This window comes from Enterobacillus tribolii, assembly GCF_003363015.1.
GTDB lineage: Bacteria > Pseudomonadota > Gammaproteobacteria > Enterobacterales > Enterobacteriaceae > Enterobacillus > Enterobacillus tribolii.
In genome coordinates, this window is sequence record NZ_QRAP01000008.1 from 221,078 (window position 1) to 240,191 (window position 19,114).

The 19,114-nt window shown below is 59.6% G+C and carries 15 protein-coding genes; 7 read left to right on the forward strand and 8 right to left on the reverse strand.

The genetic code is table 11. The annotated features are described in order from the left end of the window. Nucleotides 1-203: 203 nt before the first annotated feature. On the forward strand, nucleotides 204-1,238 hold the full coding sequence (gene rhaT, locus C8D90_RS17185; protein ID WP_115459688.1) for an L-rhamnose/proton symporter RhaT: 1,035 nt from the start codon (nucleotides 204-206) through the stop codon (nucleotides 1,236-1,238). Between the two features lie 10 nt (nucleotides 1,239-1,248). Here the strand turns inward: rhaT and C8D90_RS17190 are convergent, their stop codons facing one another. From C8D90_RS17190 to rhaS, 4 genes are all read right to left on the reverse strand, one after another. Then, entirely contained in the window at nucleotides 1,249-1,701 is a 453-nt protein-coding gene (locus C8D90_RS17190) for a GNAT family N-acetyltransferase (RefSeq protein ID WP_115459689.1), read from the reverse strand. A 69-nt stretch (nucleotides 1,702-1,770) separates the two neighbouring features. Next, entirely contained in the window at nucleotides 1,771-2,688 is a 918-nt protein-coding gene (locus tag C8D90_RS17195; RefSeq protein WP_115459690.1) for an aldo/keto reductase, read from the reverse strand. A 49-nt stretch (nucleotides 2,689-2,737) separates the two neighbouring features. Beyond that, nucleotides 2,738-3,592 carry an HTH-type transcriptional activator RhaR gene (gene rhaR / locus C8D90_RS17200; RefSeq protein WP_260503075.1) on the reverse strand — a complete coding sequence of 285 codons (855 nt, stop codon included), beginning with the start codon at nucleotides 3,590-3,592 and terminating at the stop codon, nucleotides 2,738-2,740. A 96-nt stretch (nucleotides 3,593-3,688) separates the two neighbouring features. Beyond that, on the reverse strand, nucleotides 3,689-4,516 hold the full coding sequence (rhaS, locus tag C8D90_RS17205) for an HTH-type transcriptional activator RhaS (protein ID WP_115459691.1): 828 nt from the start codon (nucleotides 4,514-4,516) through the stop codon (nucleotides 3,689-3,691). Between the two features lie 345 nt (nucleotides 4,517-4,861). On the opposite strand from rhaS, the gene rhaB reads away from it, so the two are divergent. From rhaB to C8D90_RS17235, 6 genes are all read left to right on the forward strand, one after another. Then, nucleotides 4,862-6,334 carry a rhamnulokinase gene (gene rhaB, locus C8D90_RS17210; protein WP_376744975.1) on the forward strand — a complete coding sequence of 491 codons (1,473 nt, stop codon included), beginning with the start codon at nucleotides 4,862-4,864 and terminating at the stop codon, nucleotides 6,332-6,334. Continuing rightward, nucleotides 6,331-7,587: an L-rhamnose isomerase gene (locus C8D90_RS17215; RefSeq protein WP_115459693.1), complete on the forward strand. Its 1,257-nt coding sequence runs from the start codon at nucleotides 6,331-6,333 to the stop codon at nucleotides 7,585-7,587. Before rhaB ends, C8D90_RS17215 begins: the two co-directional genes overlap by 4 nt. 13 nt (nucleotides 7,588-7,600) lie before the next feature. Continuing rightward, nucleotides 7,601-8,425: a rhamnulose-1-phosphate aldolase gene (gene rhaD, locus C8D90_RS17220; RefSeq protein WP_115459694.1), complete on the forward strand. Its 825-nt coding sequence runs from the start codon at nucleotides 7,601-7,603 to the stop codon at nucleotides 8,423-8,425. A 73-nt stretch (nucleotides 8,426-8,498) separates the two neighbouring features. Further along, nucleotides 8,499-9,647 carry a lactaldehyde reductase gene (gene fucO, locus C8D90_RS17225; RefSeq protein ID WP_115459695.1) on the forward strand — a complete coding sequence of 383 codons (1,149 nt, stop codon included), beginning with the start codon at nucleotides 8,499-8,501 and terminating at the stop codon, nucleotides 9,645-9,647. 15 nt (nucleotides 9,648-9,662) lie between these two features. Beyond that, nucleotides 9,663-9,977, forward strand: a complete 315-nt coding sequence (gene rhaM, locus C8D90_RS17230; protein ID WP_115459696.1) for an L-rhamnose mutarotase — start codon at nucleotides 9,663-9,665, stop codon at nucleotides 9,975-9,977. Between the two features lie 161 nt (nucleotides 9,978-10,138). Continuing rightward, nucleotides 10,139-12,124 (forward strand): LTA synthase family protein, encoded by a 1,986-nt coding sequence (locus tag C8D90_RS17235; protein ID WP_115459697.1) that lies wholly within the window; start codon nucleotides 10,139-10,141, stop codon nucleotides 12,122-12,124. A 71-nt stretch (nucleotides 12,125-12,195) separates the two neighbouring features. Here the strand turns inward: C8D90_RS17235 and C8D90_RS17240 are convergent, their stop codons facing one another. From C8D90_RS17240 to ytfT, 4 genes are all read right to left on the reverse strand, one after another. Beyond that, complete coding sequence (locus C8D90_RS17240) at nucleotides 12,196-15,312, reverse strand: efflux RND transporter permease subunit (protein ID WP_115459698.1); 3,117 nt, start codon at nucleotides 15,310-15,312, stop codon at nucleotides 12,196-12,198. 6 nt (nucleotides 15,313-15,318) lie between these two features. Beyond that, a complete protein-coding gene (locus C8D90_RS17245) occupies nucleotides 15,319-16,488 on the reverse strand; it encodes an efflux RND transporter periplasmic adaptor subunit (protein WP_115459699.1) in 1,170 nt (389 codons plus the stop codon). Nucleotides 16,489-17,098: 610 nt separating this feature from the next. Then, entirely contained in the window at nucleotides 17,099-18,100 is a 1,002-nt protein-coding gene (gene yjfF / locus C8D90_RS17250; protein ID WP_115459700.1) for a galactofuranose ABC transporter, permease protein YjfF, read from the reverse strand. Beyond that, complete coding sequence (gene ytfT / locus C8D90_RS17255; RefSeq protein ID WP_115459701.1) at nucleotides 18,093-19,109, reverse strand: galactofuranose ABC transporter, ATP-binding protein YtfT; 1,017 nt, start codon at nucleotides 19,107-19,109, stop codon at nucleotides 18,093-18,095. The genes yjfF and ytfT overlap by 8 nt, the downstream gene beginning before the upstream one ends. Between the last annotated feature and the right edge of the window lie 5 nt (nucleotides 19,110-19,114).

Consider the following 19,114-nt stretch of genomic DNA (forward strand, 5'->3'; position numbering starts at 1 on the left):
CTAACGGAACCTGATCGCGCTCCCCGGATACGCCAATCCTCGATTCTGTGATCGCCATCGTTCTCAACCTGCCAATTTTGCCATCCCCACCCTTTACACGGCAGTCAGCCAAAGGTTGGATAATCGCTTGTTATTTAAACTCCTTCACAATCGCTGCCTTCCCGTACCCGGGCAGTCATAACCTCATAAAGAAGGACAACGAAATGAGCAACGCTATTGTGTTGGGAATTTTTTGGCATCTGGTCGGCGCCGCCAGCGCCGCCTGCTTTTACGCACCATTTAAACAGGTCAAGAAGTGGTCGTGGGAAACCATGTGGTCCATTGGCGGCATCGTCTCCTGGATAATCCTGCCCTGGACGATCAGTTACATCTTGCTGCCCGACTTCTGGGCCTACTTCAGCTCCTTCAGCGCCTCAACCCTGTTGCCCGTTTTCCTGTTCGGCGCAATGTGGGGGATCGGTAACGTCAACTACGGCCTGACCATGCGCTATCTCGGTATGTCGATGGGGATCGGTATCGCCATCGGCATCACGCTGATCATCGGCACCCTGATGACGCCCATTCTTCAGGGGCGGTTTATCACGTTGTTCGGTACGCCGGGCGGGCAAATGACGCTGCTGGGCGTGCTGGTAGCGCTGATCGGCGTCGGCATCGTCAGCTACGCCGGCCTGCTGAAAGAGCGCGCGATGGGCATTCGCGCCGAAGAGTTCAACCTGAAGAAAGGGCTGATGCTGGCCGTGATGTGCGGGATTTTCTCCGCCGGCATGTCATTTGCCATGGATGCCGCCAAACCGATGCATGAAGCCTCGGCGGCGCTGGGTATCGATCCGCTGTACGTCGCCCTGCCCAGCTATGTGGTGATCATGGGCGGCGGCGCGCTCGTCAACCTGGCGTATTGCTTCATCCGCCTGGCTACCGTGAAAGGGCTGTCGGTCAAAGCCGATTTCTCTCTCGCCAAAAACCTGCTGATCGCCAACGTTCTGCTGTCGATGCTCGGCGGCCTGATGTGGTATCTGCAATTTTTCTTCTATGCCTGGGGCCACGCCAACATTCCGCCGCAGTACGACTACATGAGCTGGATGCTGCATATGAGCTTCTACGTTCTGTGCGGCGGTATTGTCGGGCTGTTGCTGAAAGAGTGGAAATGCGGCACCAGGAAACCCGTCAGCGTGCTGTGCCTCGGCTGCCTGACCATCATTCTGGCCGCCAACATTGTTGGCCTGGGAATGGCGTCCTGAGGAAGCTGTTTCAGAGCGCTTTATGATATAAACGGACGGGCTGGTCAGGATACTCCAGCCCGTCGCCAATATAGTCCCAGCCAAAACGCTCGTAGTAGCCCTCAAACAACGCATACAAATACAGGTGGTCGAAGCCGGCCTGGCGCGCATACGCCACGGCATGCTGTTGCAGCCGCTCCCCTAACCCCTTGCCGCGTTGGGATTCATCAATATACAACGCGGCCAGCCAGGGCCAGAGATCCTGACGGCTGATCAGATCGCAGCGCCACACGCCCACCGTTCCCACCAAACGCTCCCCGTCCAGCGCCACAAAGGTAATCGGCAGCCCTTCCGGACGCAGGCTGCTGGCGACGATGCTGGCGAAAAACGCCCGGCTGTTGGTGGAGCCGAACGCCTGATACAGCCAGTCCGTCACGGCCTCGCTGCACTGCGGCACCTCATAAAGCGGAAGAATACGAATCATAGCTCTCCTGTGGTTCAAATGACGCCGGGGCGCATCAATCGCCCCGGCGTAAATCATAACGGAGAAAAATCAGGGCAGCTCATTGCCCGCGGCGCGGAAGATTTCATACCACTCTTCCCGGCTGAGCGTCAGCGTCGCTGCCTGCGCAATCTGTTGCAGGCGCGGCAGGCTCATCGTGCCGGACACCACCTGCATGTTGGCCGGATGGCGCAGGATCCAGGCGGCGGCGATGGTCGTGTTGCTGACCCCATAGCGCACGGCGATATCGTCGATGGTTTTATTCAGCGCCGGAAACCTGGCGTTCCCCAAAAAGACGCCCTCAAACATGCCATACTGGAACGGCGACCAGGCCTGAATGGTCACGTCGTTCAGGCGGCAATAACTCAGCACTTCGCCGTCGTGATCGACGCTGGCGGCATTTTCCATATTGACGTTAAAGCCGCTGCGGATCATCCCGCAGTTGGTAATGCTGAGCTGAAGCTGGTTCACCAGGATTTTCTGGCTCATCGACTTCTGCAACAGCGCCATCTGCAGCGGGCTCTGGTTGGAAACGCCGAAGCGACGCACCTTGCCGCTGTTATGCAGGATGTCGAAGGCTTCCGCCACTTCGTCCGGCTCCATCAGGGTATCCGGACGGTGCAGCAGCAGCATGTCGAGATACTCGGTGCCCAGGCGCTGTAAAATGCCGTCGACCGAGCTGAGAATGTGGGATTTGGAAAAATCGAACAGCCCCTTGCGGATGCCGCATTTGGATTGCAGGAACACCTTTTCGCGCCGATCGTCATTGAGGTGCGCGGCGCGGGCGAAAATACGCTCGCACTCCCCGCCGCCGTAAATATCGGCATGATCGAAAAACGTCAGCCCCATATCCATCGCGCCGTGCACGAACTTCTCGGCTTCTGCCACGCTGAGCTGATCCAGACGCATGCACCCTACGGCGACGGCCGGAACCCGCAGCGCCGAGCCACCCAAACGAACTTGTTTCATGATATCGTCCTGTCGGTTACGTATTTTGCCTTACGGTACTGTAATGCACTCAACGCACCGCCGCCACAAAACGCTGACGATAATCACGCGGCGTCATTCCCGCCTCACGGGTAAAGACCACGGAAAAGTAGTTGCTGTCCTCAAAGCCGCAGCGCGTCGCGATTTCACTGATGCGATATTCGCTGCGCCGCAGCAAACTTTTGGCGCGGCACAGCCGGATTTGCCGCAGATAGTGGGTGACGCTCATGCCGGTTTGCTGGCGGAACAGCTGTTTCAGCGAGCGCTCGCTCAGCTGATGCTCATGGCAAAACGCCCCCAGATCAAAATGCTTTTCTATCGCCCCCTGCAACGCCGCCATCAGCAGGTCCAACTGCTCGCCATCGGGCAGCAAAGCGGCGCCATCCGCACGATAACGGTGACGGCACAGCACGATAGCCAGCTGAAGCAGCAGGGCTTCCGTCAGTTGCAGGGATAACACGTCATTTTTGCGGCTCTCCTGCGCCAGTTGGGCGATGATCGGCCGCGCCTGCGCCATACCTGCGGTCGTCAGACGCCAGTGGTGCCCCGCCGGCTGCGGATCGAAAGGCGGCAGCAGGTTTTCCCAGCTGGCATGCAGGCTCAGGCGTTCCGGGCAGTAAATGATGTTATCCAGCACCAGATCGTTAACCGACTCATAGCCGTGGCGATCGCTGGCGCGAATGTAGAACAGATCACCGCAGGTAATGCGGTAGGGGCGATCGTTAAGGATATGCAGCCCGTTGCCGCGCCAGACCACCACCAGCTCATAAAACTCGTGGGTATGTTCGGAAAACACTTCCTGAGGATAGCGATCGGCAACCGCTACCGGCATCTGCGCGGACGGCAGGTAATCACGGGTTTCCAGCAGCAGCGGGGTTAAAGCCAAGACGTCATCCTATGCAAAACGGGCTCAAAGGCAGATTATCGCCGTTTGACGCAAAAAATGGATTGACCCATACCGCGAAAATCATTTCTGCCGCAATCAGTGCCGCCGGCGCTGACGGATTTCCCGCGGAGAAATGGAGAACTCCCGCCGGAACAGCGTGGAAAAGTGATTACTGTCGCCAAAGCCGCAACGGTAGGCGATATCAGTTACGCTGTCGTCGCTGTGGCACAACTGATGACGCGCCTGCAATAACCTCAGCCGGGTCAGGTAACGCTGCGGCGTCATGCCGGTACGGCTTTTCAGCTGACGGTGCAGCGTACGCAGCGGCAGGTTGAAACGCCCGGCCAGCTCTTCCCATTCCACCTCGCCGGCGAAATGTTCCTGCAGCCACTCCATTAACTGATACAGGCGCCCCTCCGGATCATCGCCGGCGCGGGCCATGCACCCCATGCGCAGCGTCACCAGCAGTTGCATAAACACGCTTTCATACAGCGCCGTCTCTTCCGCCGTTTGCCGGGAAGGCATGGCTGCCAGGCGCGCAATCAGCGCGGTGGCCTGCTGCATCACCTGGTGGCCGACCCGCCAGTGCGCGGGATACACGCCGTCCTGCTCGCACGGCAGCAGACGCTCGACGCCAGAAAGAAAGCGGAACGCATCCGGCGCGCGAAACAGCACGTTGGTCAGGTACAGCCCGTCGGTTTGCTCGAACTGATGGCGGTCATGATCGCGCACGAAGCAAACGCAGCCGCCGCTCAGGGTATACGGATTGCCGTTGAACACATGGATGCCCGCCCCCTGTTCCACCAGCACGATCTCATAGAAATCATGATGATGTTCAGGGAATTCCGGCTGCGGCGCCCGCGGCTCAATCGCGATCGGCACCTGACCGGAAGGGAAAAAATCAGCACAGTGCAGAACCGTCATGCTTCACCTCCTCAGTACCAGACAGTGCAATAGCCCAGTTCCTTAACGTCCTGTTCCGATAGTAAAAGAGGGGCTGCCGGCTCACCTTAAACTTTTGACGGCAAACCTCACTTAACCGCCCGTTTTTTCAAGAAACCCCGGGGAAAATACGGAAATGCGGACAGCATCACATCCCGCTCCTGACGAACGAAAAGCCAAAAGTGTGAGTTCCTTCACTTTCACCTTTGCCATTTTGCCAATCGCAATTTTGTGCTGGCAGCCACGGGAAGGTCGCTTTTTCCCCAACTTCCTACACTGGCGCTCATTGGGACACCACGGGACGTAACTACCATGACCATTCGCAACATTGTCGCCATCGACCTCGGCGCTTCCAGCGGGCGCGTGATGCTGGCCACTTTCCATAATGACGCGCGTCATCAGAACGATAAGCGGCTGACGCTGCGGGAAGTACGGCGCTTTACCAATCAGTTGCTGCGCCGCAACGGGACGGACACCTGGGATCTGGATGCTATCGAAGGCGAAATCCGCGCGGCGCTGCATCAGCTCGACGCCGAGGGCATCGTACCCGACAGCATCGGTATCGACACCTGGGGCGTGGACTTCGTGCTGCTGAATCAGCAGGGCGAACGCGTCGGCTACCCTGTTTCCTACCGCGATGCGCGCACCTACGGCGTGATGGCGCGGGCGCAGCATCAGTTGGGCACCGCGTCGATCTACCGCCGCACCGGCATCCAGTTTCTGCCGTTCAACACGCTCTACCAACTGCGGGCGCTGAGCGAACAGCACCCGGAGTGGGTGCAGCAAACCGCACGCCTGCTGATGATCCCCGACTACCTGCACTACCGGCTGACCGGTTGCTACAACTGGGAATACACCAACGCCAGCACCACGCAGTTGCTCAATATCGACAGCGGCAACTGGGATACGGAGCTGTTGGCCTGGGCCGGCGTTCCCGCCGGTTGGTTCGGCCGCCCGAGCGCTCCCGGCAATACCGTGGGCTACTGGCGCACCGCCGGCGGCCATGACGTACCTGTCGTCGCCGTCGCCACCCACGACACCGCCAGCGCGGTAGTCGCCGCGCCGCTGCATGACGCCGATGCGGCCTACCTCAGTTCCGGCACCTGGTCGCTGATGGGCATCGAAAGCCGCACGCCCTTTACCCACGCAGGCGCGCTGGCCGCCAACATCACCAATGAAGGCGGCGCGGAAGGCCGTTACCGGGTGTTGAAAAACATCATGGGGCTGTGGCTGCTGCAACGCATGGTTCAGGAACGGTCGATCGACGATCTGCCGGGGCTGATCGCCCAGGCCGCGCAGCAACCCGCCTGCCGCTTCCTGATCAACCCGAATCACGACCGCTTCATCAACCCGCAGCATATGTGCCGGGAAATTCAGAACGACTGCCGGGAACGCGGCGCCCCCGTGCCGGAAACCGACGCACAGTTGGCGCGCTGCATCTTCGACAGCTTAGCCATGCTCTACCGCCAGGTCGCCGGCGAACTGGCCGATCTGCACGGTAAACCGCTCAGCCGGCTGCACATCGTCGGCGGTGGCAGCCAGAACCACTTTCTTAATCAACTGTGCGCCAACGCCTGCGGACTGCCCGTCAGCACCGGCCCGGTGGAAGCCTCCACGCTGGGCAACGTCGGCTGCCAGCTCATGGCGCTGGGCGACGTCGCGGACGTCAGCGCGTTCCGCGCCGTCGTGACGCACAACTTTCCCCTGCAACATTTCATGCCTCAGGACAACGCTGACTTTGCCGCGCACTGGGCGCAATTTCAGTCACTGAGCTTACACTCTAAGGAACTTTGCGTATGACTATCTCGATTGAACAGGCCTGGGAACTGGCGAAACAACGCTTTGCCGCGGTTGGCGTCGATGCGGAAGCCGCGCTGCGTCAAATGGATCGTCTGCCGATCTCCATGCACTGCTGGCAGGGCGACGATGTCGCCGGTTTTGAACAGGCGCAGGGGGAACTGACCGGCGGCATTCAGGCCACCGGCAACTACCCGGGCAAAGCGCGCAACGCCACCGAACTGCGCGCCGACCTGGATCAGGCGCTGGCGCTGATCCCCGGCCCGAAACGCCTCAACCTGCATGCCATCTACCTGGAATCCGACACGCCGGTAGAACGCAACCGCATCGAGCCGCGCCACTTCAGCAACTGGGTTGAGTGGGCCAAAAATCACCAGATGGGGCTGGACTTTAACCCCACCTGTTTCTCCCATCCGCTGAGCGCCGACGGCTTCACGCTGACGCATCACGATGAAAAAATCCGCCGCTTCTGGATCGAACATTGCCAGGCCAGCCGCCGCATCTCCGCCTATTTCGGCGAACAGCTGGGCACGCCATCGGTGATGAATATCTGGATCCCGGACGGCATGAAAGACACGCCGGTGGATCGCCTCGGCCCGCGCCGCCGCCTGCTGGAAGCGCTGGACGAAGTGATTGCCGAGAAGCTGAACCCCGCGCACCACATTGATGCGGTGGAAAGCAAACTGTTCGGCATCGGCGCGGAAAGCTACACCGCCGGCTCCAATGAATTCTATCTGGGCTACGCCACCAGCCGTCAGACCGCGCTGTGCCTGGACGCCGGTCACTTCCATCCTACCGAAGTGATTTCCGACAAGATCTCCAGCGCCATGCTGTACGTACCGCGCCTGCTGCTGCACGTCAGCCGCCCGGTGCGCTGGGACAGCGACCACGTCGTGCTGCTGGATGACGAAACGCAGGCCATCGCCAGCGAAATTATCCGCCATGACCTGTTCGACCGCGTACACATCGGCCTGGACTTCTTCGATGCCTCCATCAACCGCATCGCCGCCTGGGTCATCGGCACACGCAACATGAAGAAAGCCCTGCTGCGCGCCCTGCTCGAACCGACCGACAAACTGCGCCAGCTGGAGCTGGACGGCGACTACACCGCGCGCCTGGCGCTGCTGGAAGAGCAGAAATCCCTGCCCTGGCAGGCAGTGTGGGAAATGTATTGCCTGCGCAACGACGTGCCCGCCGATGCCGGCTGGCTGAAAACCGTGCGCGCTTATGAACAACAGATCCTCAGCCAACGTTAAGGAATACCCGACTATGCAAGCGATTCTCTCTTCCTGGTTCATCCGGGACATGATCAAAGCCACCGGCGACATGTGGCGCAAGGGCTGGGATGAACGTAACGGCGGCAACATCAGCCTGCGTTTGCTGGCGGAAGATGTCGCCCCCTTCCGCGCCGATTTTTACGAGCAACCGCGCTGCGTGGAACTGACGCAGGCGGCGCCGGATCTGGCGAACTGCTGGTTCCTGGTTACCGGCTCCGGCAAGTTCTTCCGCAACGTGGAGCTGGCCCCGGCGGAAAACCTGGTGCTGCTGCAACTCAACGACCGCGGCACCGCCTACCACATTCACTGGGGGCTGACCGGCGGCGGGCTGCCGACTTCCGAACTGGCGGCACATTTTCAGTCGCACGCGGTGAGAATACAGGTCAGCGCCGGACGCGACCGGGTCATCATGCACTGCCACGCGACCAACCTGATCGCCCTGAGCTACGTGCATGAGCTGGACAATGCGCGCTTCACCCGCCTGCTGTGGGAAGGCAGCACCGAATGCCTGGTGGTGTTCCCGGACGGCATCGGCATTGTGCCCTGGATGGTGCCGGGCACTGACGGCATCGGCACCCAGACCGCAGAGCAGATGCGGGCGCACAGCCTGGTGCTGTGGCCGTTCCACGGCATCTTCGGCAGCGGCCCGACGCTCGACGACGCCTTCGGGCTGATTGATACCGCGGAAAAATCGGCGGAAATCATGGTTAAAGTGCTGTCGATGGGCGGCAAGCGGCAAACCATCTCCAGCGAAGAGCTGGTGGCGCTGGGCAAACGCTTCGGCGTTACCCCGCTGCCCGCCGCGCTGAAAGACTAAGACGCCAGGTTTTTGCGCCTTCGGGAAACCGAAGGCGTAACGGCACGGTTTCTTTAATTTCAGGAGCGACATCATGAGTTTTATGCTGGCTTTACCCAAAATCAGCCTGCACGGCAGCGGCGCCATTCCCGACATGGTCGGTTTGCTGGCCGGTAAGCAGTGGGGCAAAGCGCTGATCGTCACCGACGGCCAGTTGGTGGAGCTGGGGCTGCTCGACAGCCTGTTCAACGCGCTGAAAACGCATCAGTTACCCTACGCGCTGTTCAGCGACGTGTTTCCGAACCCAACCGAAGAGCTGGTGCAGCAGGGGTTGGCCACCTTCCACCAGCATAGCTGCGACTACCTGATCGCCTTCGGCGGCGGCAGCCCCATCGACACCGCCAAGGCAATCAAAATCCTGACCGCCAACCCGGCGCCCTCCACCGCCTATTCCGGCGTCGGCAAAGTGAAGCAGCCCGGCGTACCGCTGGTGGCGATCAACACTACCGCCGGCACCGCAGCCGAGCTGACCAGCAACGCGGTTATCATCGACAGCCAGCGCCAGGTGAAGGAAGTCATCATCGACAGCCAAATCATCCCGGATATCGCCGTTGACGATCCGGATGTGATGCTGGACATCCCCGCGTCCGTTACTGCCGCTACCGGCATGGATGCCCTGACCCACGCCATTGAGGCTTACGTTTCCCTCGGCGCGCATCCGCTGACCGACCATTCAGCGCTGGAGTCGATCCGTCTCATTACCGAGTGGCTGCCGCAGGCGGTGGAAAACGGCAAAAACCTGAAGGCGCGCGAAATGATGGCCTATGGTCAGTACCTGGCCGGCATGGCGTTCAACAGCGCCGGGCTGGGGCTGGTGCATTCGCTGGCGCATCAGCCTGGCGCTACCCACAACCTGCCGCACGGGGTGTGCAACGCCATCCTGTTGCCGGTGGTGGAAGAGTTTAACCGCCCGCAGGCCATTGCCCGCTTTGCCCGCATCGCGCAGGCGATGGGCAAAGATACCCGCAACATGGACGACGACGAGGCCAGCCGTCTGGCTATCACCGCGATTCGCGAACTGTCTCAACGGGTGGGCATTCCCGCCGGTTTCTCGGCGCTCGGCATTAAGGAACAGGATATCGAAGGCTGGCTGGACAAAGCGCTGGCCGATCCCTGCGCGCCCTGCAACCCGCGTCCCGCCGACCGCGAACAGGTACGCGCCCTTTATTTACAGGCCTTATAAACGGGGAGAAACACCATGATTCGTAAAGCCTTCGTTATGCAGGTCAACCCGGATGCCCATGCGGAGTATCAGCGCCGCCATTCGCCGATCTGGCCTGAGCTGGAGCAGGTATTGAAAGCCCACGGCGCACACCATTACGCCATTTATCTCGACAAAACGCGCAACCTGCTGTTCGCCACGGTGGAGATTGAGTCGGAAGCGCGCTGGGATGCGGTCGCGCAAACCGAAGTGTGCCAACGCTGGTGGAAGCACATGACGGACGTCATGCCAAGCAACCCGGACAACAGCCCGGTCAGCGAAACGCTGCGCGAAGTTTTTTACCTGGACTAACCCATTTTACCGGCCCGGCAACGGGCCGGTCGTTCATTGACGCAGTTCCCCGCACGCCCTCTGTTTTTTTATTTCCGTTGAACTGCCGTAGAGCCTGATTTTGCAACACTACGGCAAACTTTCCCGCTTTATCCTTTTCACCCAATTTATTCGTGGAATGTATGTATCAACAGAGAATCCGCGCCCTGCTGCGTACGATTTGGTTTCAGCTGATCCTGCTGACCCTGACGATGACCACCGCACGCTATTGCATGTTTCATACCTTCGTTGATTCGCGCGAGATTGCCGGGCACGAACACGCCCTGACCAGCCTGTGGTTCACCGGCCTGCGTTTCGATCTGCGCGTAGCAGCCTGCCTGCTGCTGCCGGTGTTCGTGGCGGGACTGTTGCTGTCGGTAAAAGCGGCGACCTGGCGTTGGCTGAAATACCTGACCTGCATCTACTGCGCGCTGATCACCTTCGTCATCATCACCGCCGACGTCAGCAACTACTTTTATTACCAGACCTATCACAACTTTATCGATATCTTCGCTTTCGGCCTGATGGATGACGAAACCCGCGCGGTCGTCGGCAACATCTGGCAGGGATACCCCGTTGCGCGCCTGCTGGCGCTGACGCTACTGACGGCGCTGCTGGCCGCCGCGCTGTGCCAGTGGTTGTTACACCGCCTGCCCGCCCGCCGCTGGCCAACTGCCCGCTTCGCGCTCTGCCTGCTGCTCAGTCTTATCCTGCTGGTCATTTTCGCCCGCGGCAGCCTGAGCACCTTTCCGCTGCGCCGCAACGACGCCCAGATCTCCACCGTTATGACCTTCAACAAGCTGGCGCCGAACGGCGCGATGGCGCTGGTCTGGGCCTATGGCGACCATCAGGAGGATGCGCACTTCACGCCCGTAACCGCCCGTGACGGCGATGCCCTGCTGCGCCAGAGCGGGCTGGATTCGCTGGACGCCCGCACGCCGCCCAACCCGTGGCTGGCGGCGCACAAACCGAACGTGGTTATGGCGCTGATGGAAAGCATGGGCAGCAACATGATGGTGTTCGATCATCTGCCGGAAAACGATCTGCTGGGCGCCCTGCGTCCGGCGTTTCAGCAGGACTTCGTTTTCCGCCGTTTCGTGTCGGAAGGCAATGGCACCGCGCCCTCTTTCGCCGCGATGTTCTTCCACAGCCCGGCGCAGAACATCAGCCACTCTTCGGCTCAGCACACGGTGCTCAGCGGCACGCCCTACTCGGTTTATAAGAAAGCGGGTTACAAAGTCATTTTCATTACGTCCAGCAGCCGGATGTGGCGCAACCTGGGGAACTACCTTCCCTTGCAGGGCGTGGATGACGTTTACGATCAGTCCTCGCTGATGGCGCTGTACCCGGAATCCGCCCCGCAGCTCACGGACTGGGGCGTGCCGGACGAATTCGCTTTCCGGCTGGCGGAAAAACTGCTGGCGGAAAGTAAGCAGCCGCTGTTTATCAGCATCCTGACCATAACCAATCATCCGCCGTACATCGTACCGCCGCACTACCACCCACAGCCGGTTGCCGCGCCTGATGCCTTAATGACGCATGCGGAAGTGGACCAGGACGAGCAGCTCAACATCATGCGTACCTACCAGTACGCCACCGACGCCCTGGGCCGGTTTATCGCTGACGTGAAGCGTTCCGCGCGCGGCAACGACACGCTGATCGCCGCCAGCGGCGACCATCAGATGCGGCGCCTGCGGGCTATTTATCCGCGCGAGCAGTTTCTCGATCGCGCGGTGCCGTTCTACCTCTATGTTCCGCAGAAAATCCTGCAACACAGCACGTGGCGTTTCGATCCCTCCCGGCCCGGTTCGCACAAGGATATCTTCCCCACGCTGTACGCCTACAGCCTGTCCGACACGCCCTATCAGGCGCTGGGCGGTCGTAACATGCTGGCACCACAGGACGATCCCGGCCGCGCGTTCGGTTATAACGAAGAATTGTGGATCGATGCGAAAGGCGCTTACCCGCTGACGGGCCGTCCGGCGTTTTATGCCTGGGATCCTGACAACGCGATGTCCCTGCTTCCGGCCGCCGCCGTACCGGGCGACGGGCAGCAGCAGAAGATGAGCAGCTATCCGGCTTTGCTAAAATGGCAGCTGAACGCCAGGGTAAAAGGGATTACGCAATAAAACGCACGAGGGAAAAATAACTGCGCCGGGCATGCCCGGCGCAGTTGATTGCTGTAATGTCATTCCGCCCGTCAGTGCGGATCTTTATGCCCCATCCTGCGGCACACCACCACATAGAACACCGGCACGAAGAAGATCGCCAGCAGCGTCGCCGACAGCATCCCGCCCATAACGCCGGTCCCTACCGCGTTTTGCGCGCCGGACCCGGCGCCGGAGCTGACCACCAGCGGCAACACCCCGAGGATAAACGCCAGCGACGTCATCAGAATCGGGCGCAGACGCATGCGCACCGCCTCCAGCGTGGCCTCAATCAGCCCTTTGCCTTCCTTCTCCATCAGGTCTTTGGCGAACTCGACGATCAGGATCGCGTTCTTGGCCGACAGCCCGATCGTCGTCAACAGCCCTACCTGGAAGTAGACGTCGTTGTTCATGCCGCGCATCGTCGCAGCCAACAGCGCGCCAACCACGCCCAGCGGCACCACCAGCATCACCGAGAACGGAACGGACCAGCTCTCATACAGCGCCGCCAGGCACAGGAACACCACCACCAGCGAAATCGCATACAGCGCCGGCGCCTGGTTCCCCGACAAACGCTCCTGATAAGACATGCCGGTCCAGTCGAAGCCGATCCCCGACGGCAGTTGTGCCACCAGTTTTTCCATCAGCTGCATCGCCTCGCCGGTACTTTTCCCCGCGGCGGCCTCACCAAGAATTTCCATGGAAGGCAGCCCGTTGTAACGTTCCAGACGTGGCGAGCCGTAGGTCCAGTGTGCGCTGGAAAATGCCGAGAACGGCACCATTTGGCCGCTGCTGCCGCGCACGTACCAGTTATTGATGTCGCTCGGCAGCATACGGAACGGCCCATCGGCCTGAATGTAGACCTTCTTCACCCGTCCGCGATCGATAAAGTCGTTAACGTAGGTTCCCCCCAACGCCGAGGTAATCGTCTGGTTGATGTCGGAAATCGCGACCCCGAGAGACTGCGCCTTCTCCTGATCCACATCAACCTTGAACTGCGGCGTATCCTCCAGCCCGTTGGCGCGCACGCGCACCAGCATATCCGGATGCTTCGCCACTTCGCCCAGCAGCTGATTACGCGCCTGCGTCAGTTTTTCATGCCCCAGGTTGGCCTGGTCGATCAGCTCGAAGTCAAAACCGGTCGCCGTACCCAGCTCGACGATCGCCGGCAGGTTAAAGGGGAACACCAGTCCGTCCTTAATCTGCGCAAACGCCTTACCCGCCCGCCCGATAATGGCGCCGACGCTGTTCTCCTTGCCGACACGCTCCCCCCAGGGCTTCAGGCTGATAAACGCCAGCCCCGAGTTCTGCCCCTGGCCGCTGTAGCTGAAACCGTTAACCGTAAACACCGATTCAACGTTGGCGTGCTCTTTTTTCAGATAATAGTCACTGACCTGATTCAGCACTTCCTGGGTTCGTTCCTGCGTTGCGCCCGCCGGAAGCTGAATCATCGTCATAAACACGCCCTGATCCTCTTCCGGCAGGAATGAGGTGGGCAGCCGCATGAACAAATACCCCATCCCGATAACAATCATCAGGTAAATCAATAAATAACGCCCAGAGGCGTCAATAATGCGCCCGACGCTGTTGGTGTAATGCTGGGTGCTCTGATCGAATTTTTTGTTAAACCAGCCGAAGAAGCCGCGCTTTTCCTCGTGCCCTGACGGCGGCAGCGGTTTCAGGATGGTGGCGCATAACGCCGGGGTAAGGATCAGCGCAACCAGCACCGACAACGCCATCGCCGAAACGATGGTGATGGAGAACTGGCGGTAAATCGCGCCGGTGGAGCCGCCGAAGAACGCCATCGGGATGAATACCGCAGAGAGCACCATCGCAATCCCGACCAGCGCGCCCTGAATCTGCCCCATCGAGCGCATGGTCGCTTCTTTCGGCGGCAGCTTATCTTCCGCCATCACGCGCTCGACGTTTTCCACCACCACGATGGCATCGTCCACCAATAACCCTATCGCCAATACCATCCCGAACATGGTCAGCGTGTTTATTGAAAACCCGCAGGCCGCAAGGATGGCGAAAGTGCCCAGCAGCACCACCGGCACCGCGATGGTCGGGATCAGCGTGGCGCGGATGTTCTGCAAAAACAGATACATCACCAGGAACACCAGCACGATGGCTTCAAACAGCGTCTTCACCACCTCGCGAATGGAGATTTGTACGAACGGCGTGGTGTCATAGGGGTAAACCACCCGCAACCCCTGTGGGAAAAAGGGTTGCAGACGCGCCAGTTCGGCTTTGATTGCCGCCGCAGTGTCCAGCGCGTTGGCGCCGGTCGCCAGCTTGATCCCCAGTCCGGCCGCCGGCTGGCCGTTATACTGGGTCTGCATGTTGTAGTTTTCACCGCCCAGGCCGATACGGGCGATGTCCTTCAGCAGCACCCTGGAGCCATCGGGATTAACCTTCATCTGGATATCGCCAAACTCTTCCGGCGACTTCAGCCGGGTTTGGGCGATGATCGACGCGTTCAGTTGCTGATCCGCCACCGCCGGCGTACCGCCCAACTGACCGGCCGCAATCTGCGCGTTCTGCGCCTTAAGCTGGTTCAGCACGTCCGTCATGGTCAGCTGATACTTGTTCATCTGGTTAGGATTGAGCCAGATACGCATCGCGTACTGCGCGCCGAACAGCTGAACGTCGCCGACGCCGGACGTACGCCCCAGGGCATCTTTAATGTTGGATGATACGTAGTCAGAGATGTCTTCCTGCGTCAGGCTCTGGTTATCCGACACAAACCCCGCGACCAGCAGGAAGCTGCTGCTGGACTTCTTCACGCTGATGCCCTGCTGTTGCACTTCCTGCGGCAGCAGCGGCATCGCCAGCTGCAGCTTGTTCTGCACCTGAACCTGCGCGATGTCCGGATCGGTGCCGGAGGTGAAGGTCAGCGTAACGGTGACCCCGCCGGAGGAGTCGCTGGTCGAGGACATGTACATCAGATTATCGATACCGTTCATGTTCTGTTCGATAATCTGCGTCACCGTGTCCTGCACCGTTTGCGCATCGGCGCCCGGATACGTTGCGGAAACCGCCACCGCCGGCGGGGCGATGGAGGGATACTGCGCAACGGGCAGTTTCATAATTGAGAGCACACCCGCCAGCATCAGGATAATGGCGAGCACCCAGGCAAAAATCGGCCGGTTAATGAAAAAATTAGGCATGATTGGTTATTTCCCCGCAGTTGCCGGAGCCGTTTGTTCAGCGGCATCCTGCACCCGCACCGTCATGCCCGGCCGCACTTTTTGCTGGCCGCTGACGATAACCCGCTCCCCTTCTTTCAGCCCGCTGTCGATCAACCACCGATCGCCGACGGCACGCGAAGCCGTAACGCCGCGCGTCTGCACTTTGTTGTCGCCGTCTACCACCAGCACGGTGGCGTCGCCGCGAGGGTTACGGGTGACGCCCTCCTGCGGCACCAGCAGCGCATCAGGCTTCAGGCCTTCGCTGATGCGGGCGCGCACGAACATGCCGGGCAGCAGGTCGTGTTGCGGGTTGGGAAACAGCGCGCGGATCGTGATGGAGCCGGTGCTCTGATCGACCGTTACGTCGGAGAACTCCAGGCGGCCGGTCACCGGATAAGCCTGGCCGTTGTCCAGCACCAGGGTGACATCGGCGCCTTTGGCATCACGTTGCAGGCCGCCGTCCGCCACGGCCTGTTTCAGGCGCAGGAAGTCCGCGCTGGATTGGGTAACATCGACATAGAGAGGGTCGATTTGTTGCACCGTCGTCAGCGCTTTCGTCTGCGTGGCGTTAACCAGCGCCCCTTCCGTTACCGAAGAAGTTCCCGAACGCCCGCTGATGGGCGCATTGACCCGGGTATAGGCCAGATTAATGCGCGTTGTTTCAAGCTGAGCCTGCGCCGCCTTCACTGCGGCAGCAGCCTGCTCGGCGGTGGACACCGCGCTGTCATAATCCTGCTTGCTGACATAGCTGGACTTCAGCAGCGGCTTATAGCGCGCTACGGTCAGGTTCGCTATTCCCGCCGCCGCCTGCGCTTTCAGCAGTTCGCCGCGGGCGCTGTCGTAGGCGGCCTGATAGGTCGCGGGATCGATCTGATAAAGGGACTGTCCGGCCTGAACGTCGCTGCCTTCGGTGAAATTGCGTTTAAGGATAATGCCATCCACCTGCGGACGAACCTGGGCAACGCGATAGGCGCTGGTGCGCCCGGGAAGCTCGGTGACGATCGGCAAAGGCTCCGTTTTGAGTGTGACAACCTCAACCAGAGGCGGCGACCCTTGCTCTTTTTGTTCATTGTTATCGTGACAGCCGGATAATAAAGCACCACTAACAAACAGCATGACCGGCACAAACCGGACATGTTTACCAAGTCTCTTCATTGCTATTCCTTATCAGAACACGAGCAATAGCTTAATTAATTATAAAACAACGAGTTTTATCACCAGAAATGATAGTTCGCGGAATTTTATTGGACTCCCCCAAAAAGATTCCGTGAATTATTCAACAATGGCGATAAAAAATATACTTTATTCTTATGCTCTGGATGCTATTCATGAATAATTTCCCCTATCCATCTATAGACCATATATTGCAATAAATAAAATAATTATCGGTGATGTATTGAGGTTTATGACTGATGACGCTGCCGCAAGGCGCAAGGCGCAAAATCAGGGCTGGAGCGACTCTTCCCCTGGAAAGATGACTCATTGACGCTTTTCACCAGAAGGCGTTTATGCCTTTCGGAATACGTTTATTAACCATAATTATCGTCTATATTTGTATGGTTATTTAAACCATGAAAATATGAATTTCATCATGTCATTAACTTTAAGCTGCCAATTCATCATGTTATTGAGGTGCGGGAAATACATAGCTTTTGTATGGCTATAGGTTGCACAGTTTTATTTTTTATCCGGAGTAAATAATAGCAGGCGGGCGGTTATAAAATCGCCCCCGCATTAATACGGGGGCAGGCTTAAGGCGTACTGGCTATACTTTCCCGGGCTCCGGCCCGATACGTGTGACTGAAGCCGTCTGACGGTTTTCCCATACCATCGTCAGCAGACGCTGCAACGCGATGAACACAAACAGCAGGATGCCGATGGCGATCTTGGTCCACCAGGAACTGAGCGTGCCGTCGAAATTGATGTAGGTCTGGATCAGCCCCTGGATCGCCACGCCGAACAGCGTCCCCAGCACCGTACCCACACCGCCGCTCAGCAACGTGCCGCCGATCACCACCGAGGCGATGGCGTCCAACTCTACGCCCAGCCCCGCCAGCGCGTACCCTGCCGAGGTGTAAAGGGAAAAGACGATGCCCGCCAGCGTCGAAAGCCCGGTAGAGAGCATATAGATGCGGATGGTGGTGCTGCGGGTGGAAATCCCCATCAGGTTAGCCGAGGTGACGTTACCGCCCAACGCATAAACCTGGTTGCCGAAGCGGGTGCGGTGCGCCAGCACCATGCCGATCACCACCACCGCCAACATCAGCAGCGCGATCGCGCTCAGGCGGCCGCCGCCGGGAATTTTCCACGCCAGGCCCGACAGCGTTGAATAAATCGGGTGGTCGATGGGCAATGACTCTTCCGACACCAGATAGCTGGCGCCGCGCAGGAAAAACATGCCCGCCAGCGTGATAATGAACGCCGGAATTTTCAGCGCGTCAATCAGCCAGCCCATAAATGCGCCGAAGCCACAGCCCAGCATCAATATCAGCGGAAACGCCACCAGCGGCGAGAGGTGCCAGTCGCCGATGGCCCGCGCCAGGAACACGCCGGTAAACGCAATCACCGCGCCCACCGACAGATCGATGCCGCCGGAAAGAATGACGAACGTCATCCCCACCGCCACAATCCCCAAAAAGGCGTTATCGGTAAGGATGTTGCAAATCACCCGGGTACTGGCGAAACCGGGAAACTGGCTCAGGCAAAACAGATAGCCCAGAATGAAAACGCCGATCGTTACCAGCAGCGGCAAGTTTTTCTTAAACATGGCGTTTCCTCCCCCGGAACAACTGGATAAAGCGCGGCGACTGGAACACCAGCACGCACAGCACGACCACGGCTTTCACCACCTGGTTCAGCTCCGGCTGGAAGCCGGAAAGCAGAATCCCGGTGTTCATCCCCTGAATAATCAGCGCGCCCAGCACCGACAGCACCAGATTGAAGCGTCCGCCCATCAGCGACGCGCCGCCGATCACCACTGCCAGAATGGCGTCCAGCTCCAGCCACAGCCCGGCGTTATTGGCGTCGGCGCCGCGAATATCGGCGGCGACGATCACCCCGGCAATCGCTGCGCAAAACCCGCTGAGCATATATACCGAAATCACCACGCCGCGCGTTTTAACCCCGGCGTTTTTCGCTGCGCGGATGTTAATGCCCACCGCCTCGATAAACAGCCCGAGCGCGGTACGGCGCGTCAGCAACCACACCAGCAGCAGGGTGCACAGAACGATGCTCACCGGCGTCGGGAACAAAAACAGCGAGCCGCTGCCGATCCAGGAGAGCGACGGGCTGTTGAACGTGACAATCTGCCCGGTGGTGATCAACTGCGCCACGCCGCGTCCGGCCACCATCAGAATCAGGGTGGCGACGAACGGCTGTATCTTGAGCACTGCCACCAGAATGCCGTTCCATAATCCCGACAGCAGCCCTACCCCCGCCGCCGCCAGCAGCACCACCGGCAGCGGATGCCCCTGCACGGTCAGCGTTGCGGCTGTTGCGCCGGCGATCGCCATCACCGCGCCGACCGACAGGTCAATGCCGCCGGTCGCGATAACCAGCGTCATGCCTATCGCCAGCAGCGCCACGGGCGCACAGCGGTTGAGGATATCGATCGGGCTGCCGAACAGGCGTCCGTCCTGCAAATGAACCGAAAAAAAGTTGTTGGCTACGATGCTGTCAGCCAGTAATACCACTGCCAGCGCCACGAGTTGCGGCGTGCCCGGCGGCCAGCGCCAGCGGCGCGTGGGCTTATTGGCATCAGGAAGCGTCTGGGACATAAATC

Excerpts from the sequence above, each read along its gene's own strand:
- yjfF (WP_115459700.1), bottom strand. The coding sequence starts at position 18,100 with ATGTTTAAGAAAAACTTGCCGCTGCTGGTAACGATCGGCGTTTTCATT.
- C8D90_RS17190 (WP_115459689.1), bottom strand. The coding sequence starts at position 1,701 with ATGATTCGTATTCTTCCGCTTTATGAGGTGCCGCAGTGCAGCGAGGCC.
- rhaT (WP_115459688.1), top strand. The coding sequence starts at position 204 with ATGAGCAACGCTATTGTGTTGGGAATTTTTTGGCATCTGGTCGGCGCC.
- fucO (WP_115459695.1), top strand. The coding sequence starts at position 8,499 with ATGAGTTTTATGCTGGCTTTACCCAAAATCAGCCTGCACGGCAGCGGC.
- rhaM (WP_115459696.1), top strand. The coding sequence starts at position 9,663 with ATGATTCGTAAAGCCTTCGTTATGCAGGTCAACCCGGATGCCCATGCG.
- C8D90_RS17235 (WP_115459697.1), top strand. The coding sequence starts at position 10,139 with ATGTATCAACAGAGAATCCGCGCCCTGCTGCGTACGATTTGGTTTCAG.
- rhaS (WP_115459691.1), bottom strand. The coding sequence starts at position 4,516 with ATGACGGTTCTGCACTGTGCTGATTTTTTCCCTTCCGGTCAGGTGCCG.
- C8D90_RS17215 (WP_115459693.1), top strand. The coding sequence starts at position 6,331 with ATGACTATCTCGATTGAACAGGCCTGGGAACTGGCGAAACAACGCTTT.
- C8D90_RS17245 (WP_115459699.1), bottom strand. The coding sequence starts at position 16,488 with ATGAAGAGACTTGGTAAACATGTCCGGTTTGTGCCGGTCATGCTGTTT.
- ytfT (WP_115459701.1), bottom strand. The coding sequence starts at position 19,109 with ATGTCCCAGACGCTTCCTGATGCCAATAAGCCCACGCGCCGCTGGCGC.
- C8D90_RS17195 (WP_115459690.1), bottom strand. The coding sequence starts at position 2,688 with ATGAAACAAGTTCGTTTGGGTGGCTCGGCGCTGCGGGTTCCGGCCGTC.
- rhaD (WP_115459694.1), top strand. The coding sequence starts at position 7,601 with ATGCAAGCGATTCTCTCTTCCTGGTTCATCCGGGACATGATCAAAGCC.
- C8D90_RS17240 (WP_115459698.1), bottom strand. The coding sequence starts at position 15,312 with ATGCCTAATTTTTTCATTAACCGGCCGATTTTTGCCTGGGTGCTCGCC.